General features: G+C 66.3%; 11 protein-coding genes. 4 read left to right on the top strand and 7 right to left on the bottom strand.

Going from position 1 to position 13,663, the window contains the following annotated elements; all coding sequences use genetic code 11:
- Positions 1 to 80 precede the first annotated feature (80 nt).
- The 5 genes from urtE to urtA are packed head-to-tail and all read right to left on the bottom strand — an operon-like array spanning position 81 to position 4,963.
- Entirely contained in the window at positions 81 to 770 is a 690-nt protein-coding gene (gene urtE, locus A9J21_RS13300; RefSeq protein ID WP_066736293.1) for an urea ABC transporter ATP-binding subunit UrtE, read from the bottom strand.
- A 33-nt stretch (positions 771 to 803) separates the two neighbouring features.
- Positions 804 to 1,547, bottom strand: coding sequence for an urea ABC transporter ATP-binding protein UrtD (gene urtD / locus A9J21_RS13295; protein WP_066736291.1), 744 nt, complete (start codon positions 1,545 to 1,547; stop codon positions 804 to 806).
- Between the two features lie 12 nt (positions 1,548 to 1,559).
- On the bottom strand, positions 1,560 to 2,699 hold the full coding sequence (gene urtC / locus A9J21_RS13290; RefSeq protein WP_231906917.1) for an urea ABC transporter permease subunit UrtC: 1,140 nt from the start codon (positions 2,697 to 2,699) through the stop codon (positions 1,560 to 1,562).
- A 31-nt stretch (positions 2,700 to 2,730) separates the two neighbouring features.
- Positions 2,731 to 3,645: an urea ABC transporter permease subunit UrtB gene (gene urtB / locus A9J21_RS13285; protein ID WP_066736288.1), complete on the bottom strand. Its 915-nt coding sequence runs from the start codon at positions 3,643 to 3,645 to the stop codon at positions 2,731 to 2,733.
- A gap of 22 nt (positions 3,646 to 3,667) precedes the next feature.
- Positions 3,668 to 4,963, bottom strand: a complete 1,296-nt coding sequence (gene urtA / locus A9J21_RS13280) for an urea ABC transporter substrate-binding protein (protein ID WP_066736287.1) — start codon at positions 4,961 to 4,963, stop codon at positions 3,668 to 3,670.
- A gap of 178 nt (positions 4,964 to 5,141) precedes the next feature.
- Between urtA and A9J21_RS13275 the strand changes: the two genes are divergently transcribed.
- The gene (locus A9J21_RS13275) at positions 5,142 to 8,495 is read left to right on the top strand and encodes an ATP-binding protein (protein ID WP_066736286.1); all 3,354 of its coding nucleotides are present in this window, start codon (positions 5,142 to 5,144) and stop codon (positions 8,493 to 8,495) included.
- A complete protein-coding gene (locus A9J21_RS13270; protein WP_066736285.1) occupies positions 8,479 to 9,423 on the top strand; it encodes a response regulator in 945 nt (314 codons plus the stop codon). Before A9J21_RS13275 ends, A9J21_RS13270 begins: the two co-directional genes overlap by 17 nt.
- 73 nt (positions 9,424 to 9,496) lie before the next feature.
- On the opposite strand, the gene A9J21_RS13265 is transcribed toward A9J21_RS13270, so the two are convergent.
- Positions 9,497 to 9,805: an XRE family transcriptional regulator gene (locus tag A9J21_RS13265; RefSeq protein ID WP_066736283.1), complete on the bottom strand. Its 309-nt coding sequence runs from the start codon at positions 9,803 to 9,805 to the stop codon at positions 9,497 to 9,499.
- A 314-nt stretch (positions 9,806 to 10,119) separates the two neighbouring features.
- Here A9J21_RS13265 and A9J21_RS32580 point away from each other — a divergent pair, with 314 nt between their 5' ends.
- The gene (locus A9J21_RS32580) at positions 10,120 to 11,745 is read left to right on the top strand and encodes a methyl-accepting chemotaxis protein (RefSeq protein WP_082926407.1); all 1,626 of its coding nucleotides are present in this window, start codon (positions 10,120 to 10,122) and stop codon (positions 11,743 to 11,745) included.
- A 125-nt stretch (positions 11,746 to 11,870) separates the two neighbouring features.
- Here A9J21_RS32580 and A9J21_RS31535 read toward each other — a convergent pair whose 3' ends face one another.
- On the bottom strand, positions 11,871 to 12,008 hold the full coding sequence (locus tag A9J21_RS31535) for a hypothetical protein (protein ID WP_156545860.1): 138 nt from the start codon (positions 12,006 to 12,008) through the stop codon (positions 11,871 to 11,873).
- A 194-nt stretch (positions 12,009 to 12,202) separates the two neighbouring features.
- Here A9J21_RS31535 and A9J21_RS13255 point away from each other — a divergent pair.
- The coding region (locus A9J21_RS13255; protein WP_231906916.1) for an ABC transporter ATP-binding protein at positions 12,203 to 13,663 on the top strand (1,461 nt) is incomplete at its 3' end.

Here is a 13,663-nt window from a genome sequence, read left to right as displayed (position 1 = left end):
AAGTCTGGGTGTTTGGCGACTTCCAGTTTTCCAGACTCAGATCGGATGAACCACGGATACAACGTATTGAAGCTTCACACCTAGACGGACAGGTACTCGCGGATGTGCGCCACATCGGTGCCATTGCGCTGGGTCTCGTGGACAAAGCGTCCGCCCTCGATGACGAACAGGCGGTCTGCCACATCCAGCGCAAAGCTCAGCACCTGCTCGGAAAATACGATGGTGATGTCGCGGGTGCGCCGGATCTCGTTGAGCGCGCGCGCGATGTCCTTGATGATCGACGGCTGGATACCTTCGGTGGGCTCGTCGAGCAGCAGTACCTTCGGGTTGGACACCAGCGCGCGGGCAATTGCCAGTTGCTGCTGCTGTCCGCCGGACAGGTTGCCGCCCTTGCGGCGCCGCATGTCGAACAGCACCGGGAACATGGCAAAGATCTCGTCGGGAATGCGGCGGGTGCTGCCCTGTTCCATGCCGGTCAGGATGTTCTCCTCGACCGTCAGGTGCGAGAAGATCATGCGCCCCTGCGGTACATAGCCGATGCCGGCGCGCACGCGACGATAGCTTTCGTCGCGCGAGACGTCGTGCCCGTTCACGCACACCTGGCCGGCGCGCAGCGGCAGCATGCCGATCATGGCCTTGAACAGCGTGGTCTTGCCCATGCCGTTGCGGCCCATGATGGCGACGGTCTCGCCCTGTGCTGCCGCGAACGACACGCCGTGCAGCGCCTCGCTCTGGCCGTAGTTCACCACCACGTTATCGACGGTCAGCATGCGGATGTTCTCCTTCTCCGGTGGCTTGCGGGCCTAGTGGCCCAGGTAGACGTCGATGACGCGCGGGTCGTTCTGCACCTGCGTCATCGATCCTTCGGCCAGGATCCTGCCCTGGTGCATCACGGTGACCTTGTCCGCGATCTGCTGCACGAAATCCATGTCGTGCTCGATCACGATCACCGCGCGGCCCTTGCTGATGCGCTTGAGCAGCTCGGCGGTCAGCTCGCGCTCGCGCACGCTCATGCCGGCGATCGGTTCGTCCAGCATCAGCAACTGCGGCTCCTGCATCAGCAGCATGCCGATCTCCAGCCATTGCTTCTGCCCATGCGACAACTGCGCGGCCTCGCGCTCCAGCGCGTCGGCCAGGCCGATTTCCGCGGCCACATCGGCCACGCGCTGGCGCACTTCGTCGGTCGTGCGGAAGGCCAGGGCGCCGAAAACGCCGCGTCCGCGCGGAAAGGACACCGCCAGGTTCTGGAACACGGTCAGGTTCTCGTAGATCGAGGGCGTCTGGAACTTGCGGCCCACGCCGGCGCGCACGATCGCGTACTCCGACAGCCCGGTCATCTCGCGATTCGCGAACTTGATGCTGCCGCTGCTGGCGCGGGTCTTGCCGCACACCAGGTCCAGCAGCGTGGTCTTGCCAGCGCCGTTCGGGCCGATGATGACGCGCAGTTCGTCGCGGTCCACATACAGCGTGAGGTTGTCGATGGCCTTGAAGCCGTCGAACGACACGGACAGGTCTTCCACCGCCAGCATGAAATCGGTATTGCTCATGGTCGCTCCCGCTCAGGCCGTGGTGGCCGGCATGCCCTCGGCAGGCTCGGTCGGTTCGCCGGTGCGCCGCCGGCGGCTCACATACTTGCGGTAGAGCCCGGCCAGGCCATCGGGGAACGCCACCACCACGCCGATGAACAGCGCAGCCATCAGGAATAGCCAGAGGTCCGGAAAACTCTCCGAGAAATAGGTCTTGCCGGCATTGACGAGCAGCGTGCCCCAGACGGCGCCCACCAGGCTCATGCGTCCGCCTACCGCCGCGAAGATCACCACTTCGATGGAAGGCACGATGCCGACGAACGACGGCGACATGAAGCCCACCTGCAGCGTGAACATGGCGCCACCGATGGCCGCCAGCGCGGCGGCCAGGCAGAACACGAAGACCTTGAACATCGAGACGTCGTAGCCGGAGAACCGCACGCGGTCCTCCTTGTCGCGCATGGCCAGCAGCAGTACGCCGAGCTTGGTGTGCTGGATCCAGCGGCATAGCAGCATCATGGCGAAGAGCAGGGCGACGTTGGCGAAATACAGGACCAGCTTCGCGCTATCGGTGCGGATGTCCCAGCCGAGCATCGTCTTGAGATCAGTGATGCCGTTGACGCCGCCGGTGTAGCCTTGCTGGCCGATGATCAGCACCGACAGGATCAGCGCCACGGCCTGCGTGATGATGGCGAAGTACACGCCGCCGACGCGGCGCCGGAACATGGCGAAGCTGACCACGAAGGCGAGCAGCACGGGCACCGCGATCACGCCCAGCAGCGCGAACGGCAGATGCCGGAACGGCTCCCACCACCAGGGCAGTGCCGTGAGCTGGTTCCAGTCCATGAAGTCGGGAATGCCCGGGGTGGACTGGATGGCCGTGCTCCTGGCGTCCGACGCCTCCAGCTTCAGGAACATCGCCATGGCATAGCCGCCCAGGCCGAAGAACACGCCCTGGCCCAGGCTCAGCACACCGCCGTAGCCCCACAGCATGACCAGGCCCACGGCTACGAATGCATAGCTCAGGTACTTGCCGACCAGGTTCAGGCGAAACACGTCGAGCGCCAGCGGCAGGATCACGACCAGGACCAGCGCCAGCAGCGCGTAGCCGATCCATTCGCCGCTGAAGGCGCGTAGCCGTTGCCGCAGCGGCAGCGATTTGGTGGGAGACATCATCCAACTCCGTGAGCAGACAGGTTCTGGGTCAGCGCCGTACGGCCGGGGCGAACAGGCCCTGCGGGCGAATCATCAGGATCGACACGATCAGCAGCAGCGTCAGCACGCGCGCCATCGACCCCGTCATGAAGAACTCGGTGATCGATTGCGTCTGGGCAATACCGAAGGCCGAGGCCACCGTGCCGGCCAGGCTGGCCGCGCCGCCAAACGTCACCACCAGGAAGGAATCGACGATGTAGAGCGCGCCGCTGGTGGGTCCGGTGGAGCCGATCGTCGTGAACGCCGCGCCCGCCACGCCGGCAATGCCGCAGCCGATGGCGAACGTCAGGCGGTCGGTGCGTTTCGTGTTGATGCCGGCGGCGTTTGCCATGGCCCGGTTGGCCGTGGTGGCGCGCACGCGCAGGCCCCAGCGGGAGCGGTACAGCGCCAGCCACACCAGGCCCGTCACGCCCAGGGTCAGTGCCATCACGAACAGGCCGTTGATCGGGATATCGAGCCCTGGCGCGGGGGCCCACGCGCCCATCAGCCAGTCGGGCAGGGTCGGGCTGACCTCCTTGGGGCCGAAGGTCGAGCGGAACATCTGCTGCATGCCCAGCGACAGGCCCCAGGTAGCCAGCAGGGTATCGAGCGGGCGCTTGTACAGGTGCCGGATCAGCGCCCATTCGGCCAGCCAGCCTGCCGCGAAGGCAATGCAGAAGGCCGCGCAGATCGCCACCGGGAAGTACCAGGCCATCCACGATGGCGCCAGCCGTTCCACGGTGGTCGACGCCAGGTAGATGGTGTAGGCGCCGATGGTCATGAACTCGCCATGGGCCATGTTGATGACGCCCATCTGCCCGAAGATGATGGCCAGGCCCAGCGCCATCAGCAGCAGCACCGAGAACAGGCTCAGGCCCGCAAAGCCCTGCATCAGGCCGATGTTCAGCATGTCGGAGAGATTCATGACCGTGCTCCCGCGTTGGCGTTTACTGGTAACCCTTGGGGAACGGGTTCGGCGGAATCAGCTGCGGCGATTCGGCCACCACCTTGAACTGGCCATCCAGCTGCGCCAGGCCCACGCGGGTCTTGCTCCAGAGGTGGTGGTTCGGATCGACCTTCACATACCCTTCGGGTGCGCTCTTCAGTTCGATGCCCGGAGACGCCGCCACCACCTTGTCGATATCGAAGCTGCCGGCCTTTTCCACCGCGGCCTTCCACAGCCAGGGGCCCAGGTAGGCGGCCTGCGTGACATCGCCAATCACGGACTTGGCGCCGAACTTTGCCTTGAAGGCGTCCACGAACTGCTTGTTGTTGGGGTTGTCCAGCGACTGGAAGTACTTCATCGCGGCATAGAAGCCGGCAATGTTGTCGCCGCCGATGCCCAGCACCTCGTCCTCGGTCACGGAGATGGTCAGCAGGAACTGCTTGTCCGCCGTGATGCCCGCCGCCTTGAGCTGCTTGTAGAAGGCCACGTTCGAACCACCCACGACGATGGCGTAGATGCAGTCGGGCTTGGCTACCTTGATCTTGTTGATCAACGAATTGAAGTTGGTGTGGCCCAGCGGGTAGTACTCCTCGCCCACCACCTTGAGCTTCTGGAAGTTCTCGATGTGCTTGCGCGCGATCTTGTTCGACGTGCGCGGCCAGATGTAATCGGAACCGATCAGGAAGAAGCTCTTGGCGTTCTTCTGCCTGGCGGCCCAGTCCAGACCCCAGATGATCTGCTGCGTGGCTTCCTGGCCGGTGTAGATCACGTTCTTCGACTGCTCCAGACCTTCATAGAAGGTGGGGTAGTACAGCAGGCCGTTTTCCTTTTCGAAGACCGGCAGCACGGCCTTGCGCGAAGCCGACGTCCAGCAGCCGAACACGGCCGCGACGCGGTCGTTGACGAGCAGCTTCTTCGACTTTTCGGCGAACGTGGGCCAGTCCGAGGCGCCGTCTTCCTTGATGACCTTGATCTTGCGCCCCAGGATGCCGCCGGCCGCGTTGATCTGGTCGATGGCCAGTTGCTCGGCCTGGATCGAACCGGTCTCCGAGATCGCCATGGTGCCCGTGGCCGAGTGGAGCTGGCCGACCGTGACTTCGGTATCGGTCACTGCCAGCTTTGTCGTGTTGATGGCCGACGTGGGCAGGTTGGCGCCGTGTGCCTGGGCCGCCATGCCGGCCAGCGGCAGCGCGGGCAGGGCGGCCAGCCCCTGCATCAGCCGGCGCCGGTTCAGCGATACCGCACGATCTTCGGACGATACCGCCGGAGACGGCCCGTTTTCGTTCTTGTCACGCATGTTCAACGCTCCTGGGAGGCAAGTTGGGGGTGGATGCTGCGTTGGGCGGATCATGCGGGGGGCATGCGTATGGCGGAATACGTCATTCAACGTACAGCCGTGGCTGCCATGCGGCGGCGGCAGGCACGGCACGCCTCTTGCATTCGCAAGGCGGTTCGACCTTGCCCGCATCCACGATATGTCGAGTGCCACCCAGCCCGTGCAGCGCATCAGCAAGATCCGGCGCGATTACAACCGTTGGGTTGCCGACGAGACGCTCGAGGACTACGCCCTGCGCTATGCACCACGGTCGTTCCGCAAATGGAGCGCGTTCCGGGTCGCCAATACCGCTTTTGGTGCAGTGGCCTTCCTGGCGCTGGAGGCGATCGGGGCGGCCATCACGCTCAGCTATGGCTTCACCAATGCGATGTGGGCGATTGGCGTGGTCAGCCTGGTCATCTTCCTGACCGGCCTGCCGATCTCCTACCACGCGGCGCGCGACGGCCTGGACATGGACCTGCTTGCGCGGGGCGCCGGGTTCGGCTACCTGGGATCGACCATCACGTCGCTGATCTACGCCAGCTTTACGTTCATCTTCTTTGCGCTCGAAGCGGCCATCATGGCGCAGGCGTTCGAGTTGCTGTTCGGCATGCCGCGATGGATTGGCTACCTGCTGTCGTCGATCATCGTCATCCCGCTGGTCACGCATGGCGTCACGCTGCTGTCGCGCATCCAGCTGTGGACGCAGCCGCTCTGGCTGGTGTTGCTGGCGCTGCCCTACGCGCTGAGCCTGTGGCGCGAGCCGCAGCACTACACAGCGTTCCTGTCGCTGAACGGCCGGCTGGCCGATGGCGATGGGTTTTCCTGGCACGCGTTCGGTGCCGCGGCGACCGTGGCCGCGGCGCTGATTGGCCAGATTGCCGAGCAGGTCGATTTCCTGCGATTCATGCCGCCGCTGACGCGGACCAACCGCGTTCGCTGGTGGACGGCGCTGATCGCCGCCGGGCCCGGCTGGATTGTGCTGGGTGCCGCCAAGATGGTGGGCGGCGCCTTCCTGGCATTCATCGTGCTGCAGGCGGAGCTGCCAATCGCCCATGCGCTGGAGCCCACACAGATGTACCTGGCCGGCTTTGCGCGCGGCCTTGGCGACGGGTGGCCGACGTGGGCGCCGGTGGTGCTGACCGGGCTGCTGGTGCTGGTATCGCAGACCAAGATCAACATCACCAATGCGTACGCCGGGTCGCTGGCCTGGTCCAATGTGTTCGCGCGGCTCACGCACAGCCACCCGGGACGCGTGGTCTGGCTGGCATTCAATGTACTGATTGCCGTGATGCTGATGGCGATGGGGGTGTTCGAAGCGATGGAGCAGGTGCTGGCCCTCTACGCGCACCTGGCCGTAGCGTGGGTGGGCGCGATCTTCGGCGACCTGGTCATCAGCAAGCCATTGGGGCTCTCGCCGCGCCATGTCGAATTCCGGCGCGCCTACCTGTTCGACATCAATCCCGCCGGGTTCGGCAGCATGGCGCTGGCCTCGGCGCTGTCGCTGCTGATGCATCTGGGCGTCTTCGGCGAAGCGCTGCGGCCCGCATCGATCGGCGTATCGCTGGCGCTGGCGACGGTATTGCCGCCGCTGATCGCGCTGGTGACGCAGAGCCGCTATTTCATGGCGCGCACGCCGGTGGACTTTGGCGCCCGGCATGCGGTGATCCGTTGCACCATCTGCCGAAATCCGTTCGAACGCGAGGACATGGCCGGCTGCCCTGCATACCGAGGACCGATCTGTTCGCTATGCTGCACGCTCGATGCGCGCTGCGGAGATCGCTGCAAGCCGGGCGCCAGCGCGCCGGAGCAGATTGCCACCGCGCTTGCCCGGGTGCTGCCGGCGGGCACCCCGCCGGTGGCCGCACGGCGCATCGGCCAGTTCGTGCTGATGCTGGCCGGCATGGTGTTCGCGTTTGGCACGCTGCTCTGGCTGCTCTATACGCAGGAGCGTCTATCGGGCGTGCTGGCATCGGCCGGGACGCCCGGCGGCGCGTTGTTCCTGAAGATCGGCGCGGGGCTGACGCTGTTCTCGGCCGTGGCGGCATGGTGGCTGGTGCTCGTCAATGAAAGCCGTACGGTGGCGCAGGAAGAGTCCGAACGCCAGAATGTGCTGCTGCAAAAGGAAATCGACGCGCACCGCCAGACCGATGCGCTGCTGCAGCACGCCAAGGATGTGGCGGAGAAGGCCAACGTCGCCAAGAGCCGCTTTATCACCGGCATGAGCCACGAGATGCGCGCTGGCCTGAATTCGATTCTCGGTTACTCGCAGTTGCTGCTGCGCGCGTCGGCGCTGCCAATTGCCTGCCGCGAGGACGTGCGCACGATCGGGCGCGCCGGCGAACACCTGTCAAGCCTGGTGGACGGCTTGCTTGAGCTGTCCCGCATCGAGGCCGGCAAGCTGCGGCTCGAACAGGAAGCCGTGTCGCTGGAATCCCTGTTCGACGATCTGGTCCGGATGTTCCGGCCCCTGGCCGCGGCGCGCGGGCTGGCCTTCCACTATCGCGTGACGGGCCGGCTGCCGCTGCACGTGCATGGCGATTCCAAGCGGCTGCGGCAGATTGTCATCAACCTGGTCAGCAACGCGATCAAGTTCACCGATCATGGTTCCGTCACGCTGACCGTACGGCATCAGCGCGAGCTTGCCACGATCAGCGTGAGCGATACCGGCCCCGGTATTCCCGCCGAAGACCAGGCGCGCATCTTCGATCCGTTCGAGCGCGTCACGCCGCACGACGACCGCGAAGGCATCGGTCTGGGGCTGGCCATCGTCCGGCTGCTGGCAGAACTGATGGGCGGCGACATCGTGGTGCGCAGCGCGCCCGGCGAAGGCAGCGAATTTCTGGTGCGGCTCTATCTGCCGGCGGTCTCGGCCGTGGTTGCACCGCGCAAGACAGTGCCGGCCAGGCCGCTGCCGGCCGATGCGCGCGTGCTGATCGTCGACGACAGGGCGGCGCATCGGGCTGTGCTGCGCGGTTTCCTGGCGCCGCTCGACCTGGCCGTGCACGAGGTGGGCGAGGGCGCGCAGGTGTTGCCCGAGCTGCGTGACTGGCGGCCGCAACTGGTGCTGCTGGACCTGAACCTGCCCGATGCCTCGGGCTGGGACCTGTGTCGCCAGATCCGCAACGAGCAGCCTGCGCCGCAGGTGGTGATCGTGTCCGCCAATGCGCATGAAAACACCGAGGAGGCCCGCCAGTTGCACGGCTACCTCGGCTTTGTCAGCAAGCCCGTGCGCGAGGCGGAACTGATCGATATGGTGCATCGGGCGCTGTCGCTGGCGCCTGCCCCGCAGCCACCGCAGCCACCGGCGCAGCCCGACGACGAGACGTTGCGCGAGCTGCTGGCGATGGGGGCGACCGGCCGACTGCGCGCTGCCGAAGCACAATTGTCGGAACTGGCGCAGGGAGGCGGCGCCGTTGCGGCCTGGGCGCGCCAGATGCTGGTGCTGGCACAAACCGACGCTGCGGCCCTGACCGCTTCACTTGGCGAGGCGCTTCATGCAACCCGATCCTGATACCCGGCGCCTGTCTGGCGCCATCGAGACACGTGTGCTGGTGGTGGACGACAGCGCCGACGCACGTGGCATGCTGACCCGTGCCCTGGGCGACGAGGCCATGCTCGTGCATGCGGCATCGAGCGGCAACGCCGCGCTCGATGCGCTGGCGTACTTCGCGCCCGATGCCGTGCTGCTCGATGTCGACATGCCCGGCATGGACGGCTTTGCCACCTGCGAGGCGCTGATGGACCGCCACGCCGACCTGCCCGTGATCTTCATGACCGGGCTGGGAGACACCGGGCATGTCGTGCGCGGCTTCGAAGTGGGAGCCTGCGACTATGTGACCAAGCCCGTGGTCATTGCCGAGGTGGTTGCACGTGTGCGGTCCCATGCCAGCAAGGCGCGCCTGGCGCGCAGTGCCCGCGAGGCGGTGCTGGGCAGCACGGTGCCGATGTTTGCGGCCGGAGCCGATGGCCGCTGGCTGTGGAGCAACGCCAGCGCGACGCAGGTGTGGCTCGACCGGGGCTGGCCGGCGCCAGTGGCGGGCGGCGCGTTGCCGCCAGGGCTGCACGCTGCGCTGCAGCGGCTGCGGCTTGCGGCGCATGTCACGCTGGATACCATGTCGCTGCGCCGCCTGACCGGCGAGGCGGCGGACTGGATGGTGGTCGAGATCGGCGCGTCCGCATTGCCGGGGCAAGGGGGCGATACCGGTACCGATGCCGATGTCCCGGGTGCCGGCGGGGCCGTGCCGGCGCTCACCGCGCGCGAGGCCGAAGTCATGGCCTGGGTGGCGCGCGGCAAGACCAACCGCGATGTGGCGGAAATCCTGGGCATGAGCCCGCGTACGGTCAACAAGCACCTGGAACACATCTACGAAAAGCTGGGCGTGGAAACGCGTACGGCCGCCGTGGCCGCAGCGCAGCGGCGCAACAGCGCAACGGCGTAGCCGGCCAGCGGGTGTCGGGCGCATGCGCCCGGATCGGGCCGCCTACGGGTGTGCCTGTCTGGTACGGGCTTGCCTATTGGCATGGGCCCGTCTGTCGGCATGGGCTCGCCGGCCGGCCGGCCCTGCCGCGCAGCCTGCCCACGCGGTCACGCCATTGGCATAGCTCGTCCAGCCGAAAGTGCTGCAACTTGCCGGCCAGGATCATCGCCAGGTCCGACTGCGGCAGGCGCAGCAACGCGGCGGCGTCGGCCAGCGTGACGCGGGCCGCCCGCAGGCCGCGTTCCAACTCCATGACGATCGCGGCCTTGCGCGGAATGTCTTCGGCGTCGGCAAAGCCGAGACGGGCGTAGACGTTGTCCGGTCCATAGACAAAGCTGAACATGGCGCTTCCTGCCTGGTACTGCCGAATGCGGCGACGCTGCGAACTATAGGCGGGACCAGCCCCGAAATCGCCAGCGGAAACATGTCGCCGTGTTACGCCGTATTGCAGCACGCGGCAGCGCGATTCCCATGTGTGGCGCGGGTCTCGTGCGCGGTCTCCCCCACTTCGGAAGGGCGCGAATTCCGTTCAGTTGACCCGACAACGCACCGTTAGCCGATAGCTGGAGAGGCCGAGGATACGGCCCGGACGGGAAACTTCGCGGACAACACACATCATGCCCAGCCAGTGAATCCAGATATCGGGAGGTAACGCCAATGCAACTTTTTCAACGAATGACCGTCTTCCAGCGCATCATGTCGGCCTTTGCGGTCGTGCTGGCCATGACATGTGGAATGGGCGGCTTCGCGCTGTTCGAACTGGCCCGCGTGGGCGATGCCACGCGCGATATCAAGGACAACTGGATGCCGTCGGTGCGCCATTCCCTTGAGATGAAGAGTCAGTTGAACGCGTATCGCACGTCGGAGTTGCAGCATGTGCTGTCTGCCTCGGAGGAGGAATTTCGCCGGTACGAGGCCCTGATGGGCAAGCAGCTCGATGCCTTCCGCGATGCCGAGAAGATCTTCGCCAGCCTGCTGAGCACGGAAGCCGAGCGCCTTACGTATCGCGAGATGATGGCGCTGATGACGCAGTACCTGGCCGTTCATGACAAGCTGCTGGCGCTGTCGCGCAGCGGCGACCGCCAGGGCGCGGTGACCATGCTGCGTGGCGAGTCGTTCCAGGTACGCAGCCAGCTGGAAGCCAGTATCGACAAGGCGGTCCAGCAGAACGTGACTGGCTCGGAAGCCAGCGGCACGCACGTGGAGCAGGTCTTTGCATCGGCACGAAACCTGATGATCGGCGCGCTGCTGACGATGGCAGTACTGGTCGTCGCGCTGGCACTGGTGCTGGCGCGTGGCCTGGTGCGCCAGCTGGGCGGCGAGCCGGCTTACGCGGCGCAGGTGGCCGGCGAGGTGGCGGCAGGCAATCTGGCGCTGGAAGTGGTGCTGAAGCCGGGCGATACGTCCAGCATGCTGCACGCGATGAATCGCATGCGCCTGACGCTGGCCGATATCGTCCATCACATCAAGGCATCCAGCGAGGCGGTGGCTGCTGCTTCGGGGCAGGTCGCCCAGGGCAACGTCGATCTTTCGCAGCGCACCGAGGAGCAGGCATCGGCGCTGGAACAGACCGCCGCCAGCATCGAGGAACTGGCCGTCACGGTCAGGCAGAACGCCGACAACGCAGGCCATGCCGACAAGCTCGCGCAAAGTGCATCGTCGCTGGCCGAGAAGGGCGGGCAGGTGGTGGGCGACGTGGTCAGCACCATGGGCGATATCTCGAGCAGCTCGGGCCGCATCGTCGACATCATCAGCGTGATCGAAGGCATTGCGTTCCAGACCAATATCCTGGCATTGAACGCGGCCGTGGAAGCCGCCCGCGCTGGCGAGCAGGGACGCGGCTTTGCCGTGGTGGCCGGCGAGGTGCGCTCGCTGGCACAGCGCAGTGCGTCGGCCGCCAGGGAGATCAAGGAACTGATCGAAGGCTCGGTCAGCAAGGTGCAGGAAGGCTCGGCGCTGGTCGATAGCGCCGGGCAGACCATGCACGAGATCGTGGAGGCCGTACGGCAGGTGTCGCAGCTGGTGGCCGATATCTCGGCGGCGTCGACGGAGCAGACCAGCGGTATCGAGCAGGTGAACGCGGCGGTGACGCAGATCGACGACGTGACCCAGCAGAACGCGGCGCTGGTGGAAGAGGCCGCTGCTGCAGCCACGGCGCTTGACGAGCAAAGCCGCAATCTGCTGTCGTCGGTGGCCGTGTTCAGGCTGTCGGCGCGGCGCGGTGCGTCACACAGTAGTGACACGCACGGCTTCGGCCGCGGCGGGGTGCTGGCGCTGACCTGACACCGGGCAGCCGTTGCACGCACCAGGAAAGCCGGAGCCCGTCTCCGGCTTTTTCGTTCCGGGCCGCCGGTAATCCTTACACGGGCTGCATATTCCGGCCAGGCCGCTCAAGGCCTGGCTTGCCGCTACCAGAACGTGGCCGCGTAGCCGACCAGGATCAGCGCAATCGCGATCAGGAAGACCGGGTGTGTCCACGTATAGCGCCGGTTTCCACGCAGTTTCTGCATCTTTTCTTCGCGGTCCTGCACGTCGCCTTGCTGCATGGGTGTCCTCCTCGAAGTCCGGGGCCCGACGGGCCGACAGGTCGTGGTGTGCAGGATGCGTGCCATGCGCGGCGGCCACCGTCCCGGCAACAAGGCCAGACACCGGGCGGCGGGCTTGGCACAATAACAGGCTTCGCGCGTTCCGTTGTCAGCCGGCGATCGACCCGCGCGCCCGGCAAAGGAGAGATGACCGAATGACGGTGCCAGATATGTCCGCCTCGCCCGATCCATCCAACGCATCCGGTTCGTCAGACCCGCGCGCCCGTGCGCCCGCCATCGGCCTCGGCAGCGCGGCGCGCGACCTCTACCGCGCGCTCTGGCGCCATGCGCACGGCGTGCGGGGCCAGATGCTGGGTGCCGCCAGCCTGTTGTCGGCGGCGCAGTTGCTGCGGCTGACCATGCCGTGGCTGGCTGCACAGGCGATCAATGCGCTGCAGCAGGGCCAGATGGAAGTGGCCGGCCGCTGGATTGTCTACCTGATCGGCATCTACCTGTTGTCGTGGCTGCTGCATGGCCCGGGGCGCGTGCTGGAGCGCAATGTGGGCGTGCGGGTGCGCGAGCGGCTGTCCGACCAGCTCTACGCGCGCATTGCGTCTGCGCCGCTGGCCTGGCGAGATGGCCGGCACTCGGGCGAGCTGCAGCACCGCGTGGTGCAGTCCAGCCGGGCGCTGTCCGACTTCGCGCAGAACCAGTTCGGCTATTTGCAGAGCGCATTCAACTTCGTGGGCCCGATCGTGGCGCTGGCGCTGCTGTCGCGTACCAGCGGCGTGATCGCGGTCACCGGCTATGTGGTCATCGCGCTGATCATCTTGCGTTTCGACCGCACGCTGATGCAGCTGGCCCGTGCCGAGAATGACGCGGAGCGCCGCTATGCCGCCGCGCTGCTGGATTTTGTCGGCAACGCGGGCACGGTGATCGGCCTGCGGTTGCAGGCCGCGTCGCGCAAGCTGCTCGACCATCGCATGGCGGCCGTGATGGCGCCGTTGCGCCGTGCAGTGGTGGTCAACGAAGGCAAATGGTTTGCCGTCGACCTGCTTGGCATGGGGCTGACGTGGATTTTGGTGGTGGTGTACGTGCTGCAGGCGCGCCAGCCGGGCCAGGCCGTGTTGCTGGGTACGGTCTTCATGATCTACCAGTATGCGCAGCAGGCCGCGACGGTGGTTGGCGCGATGGCGTCGAATTTCCAGAGCTTCGCGCGCATGCATACGGACTACGGCAGCGCCGAGCCGATCTGGGAAACGCCCGGCGATCCGGACGCGGCCGTGCCCGCGGTGATACCTGATGCGCCGTGGCAGACGCTGGAACTGCGCGGCGCCACCTGGCGCTATGCCGACGATGCACGCGGCGGCCTGCACGGCATCGACCTGCAACTGCGGCGCGGTGCGCGCATTGCGCTGATCGGTCCCAGTGGCGGCGGCAAGAGCACGCTGCTGCGCGCACTGGCGGGCCTCTATCGCCCGCAGCACGGCGAACTGCGGCGCGATGGCATGGCGGAGGACTGGATCGAACTGCGCGCGCTTGCCACGCTGATTCCGCAGGAGGCCGAGGTGTTCGAAGCCAGCGTGGAGGAGAACCTGACCTTTGGCGAGCCGGCCGATGCGGCGGCGCTGCAGGCCGCCGTGCATACGGGCGTGTTCGACGAGGTGTTGCAGCGC

It is taken from the genome of Cupriavidus sp. D384 (assembly GCF_001652915.1).
Taxonomy (GTDB): Bacteria; Pseudomonadota; Gammaproteobacteria; order Burkholderiales; family Burkholderiaceae; genus Cupriavidus.
The sequence above is the reverse complement of the archived record's forward strand: the minus strand, read 5'-3'. Positions and strand labels throughout refer to the sequence as shown.

What these genes read in the sequence shown, in the direction of transcription:
- A9J21_RS13270 (WP_066736285.1), top strand. Translation starts at nt 8,479, where the DNA reads ATGCAACCCGATCCTGATACCCGGCGCCTGTCTGGCGCCATCGAGACA.
- urtE (WP_066736293.1), bottom strand. Translation starts at nt 770, where the DNA reads ATGCTGACCGTCGATAACGTGGTGGTGAACTACGGCCAGAGCGAGGCG.
- urtD (WP_066736291.1), bottom strand. Translation starts at nt 1,547, where the DNA reads ATGAGCAATACCGATTTCATGCTGGCGGTGGAAGACCTGTCCGTGTCG.
- A9J21_RS32580 (WP_082926407.1), top strand. Translation starts at nt 10,120, where the DNA reads ATGCAACTTTTTCAACGAATGACCGTCTTCCAGCGCATCATGTCGGCC.
- A9J21_RS13275 (WP_066736286.1), top strand. Translation starts at nt 5,142, where the DNA reads ATGTCGAGTGCCACCCAGCCCGTGCAGCGCATCAGCAAGATCCGGCGC.
- A9J21_RS31535 (WP_156545860.1), bottom strand. Translation starts at nt 12,008, where the DNA reads ATGCAGCAAGGCGACGTGCAGGACCGCGAAGAAAAGATGCAGAAACTG.
- A9J21_RS13265 (WP_066736283.1), bottom strand. Translation starts at nt 9,805, where the DNA reads ATGTTCAGCTTTGTCTATGGACCGGACAACGTCTACGCCCGTCTCGGC.
- urtB (WP_066736288.1), bottom strand. Translation starts at nt 3,645, where the DNA reads ATGAATCTCTCCGACATGCTGAACATCGGCCTGATGCAGGGCTTTGCG.
- urtA (WP_066736287.1), bottom strand. Translation starts at nt 4,963, where the DNA reads ATGCGTGACAAGAACGAAAACGGGCCGTCTCCGGCGGTATCGTCCGAA.
- urtC (WP_231906917.1), bottom strand. Translation starts at nt 2,699, where the DNA reads ATGTCTCCCACCAAATCGCTGCCGCTGCGGCAACGGCTACGCGCCTTC.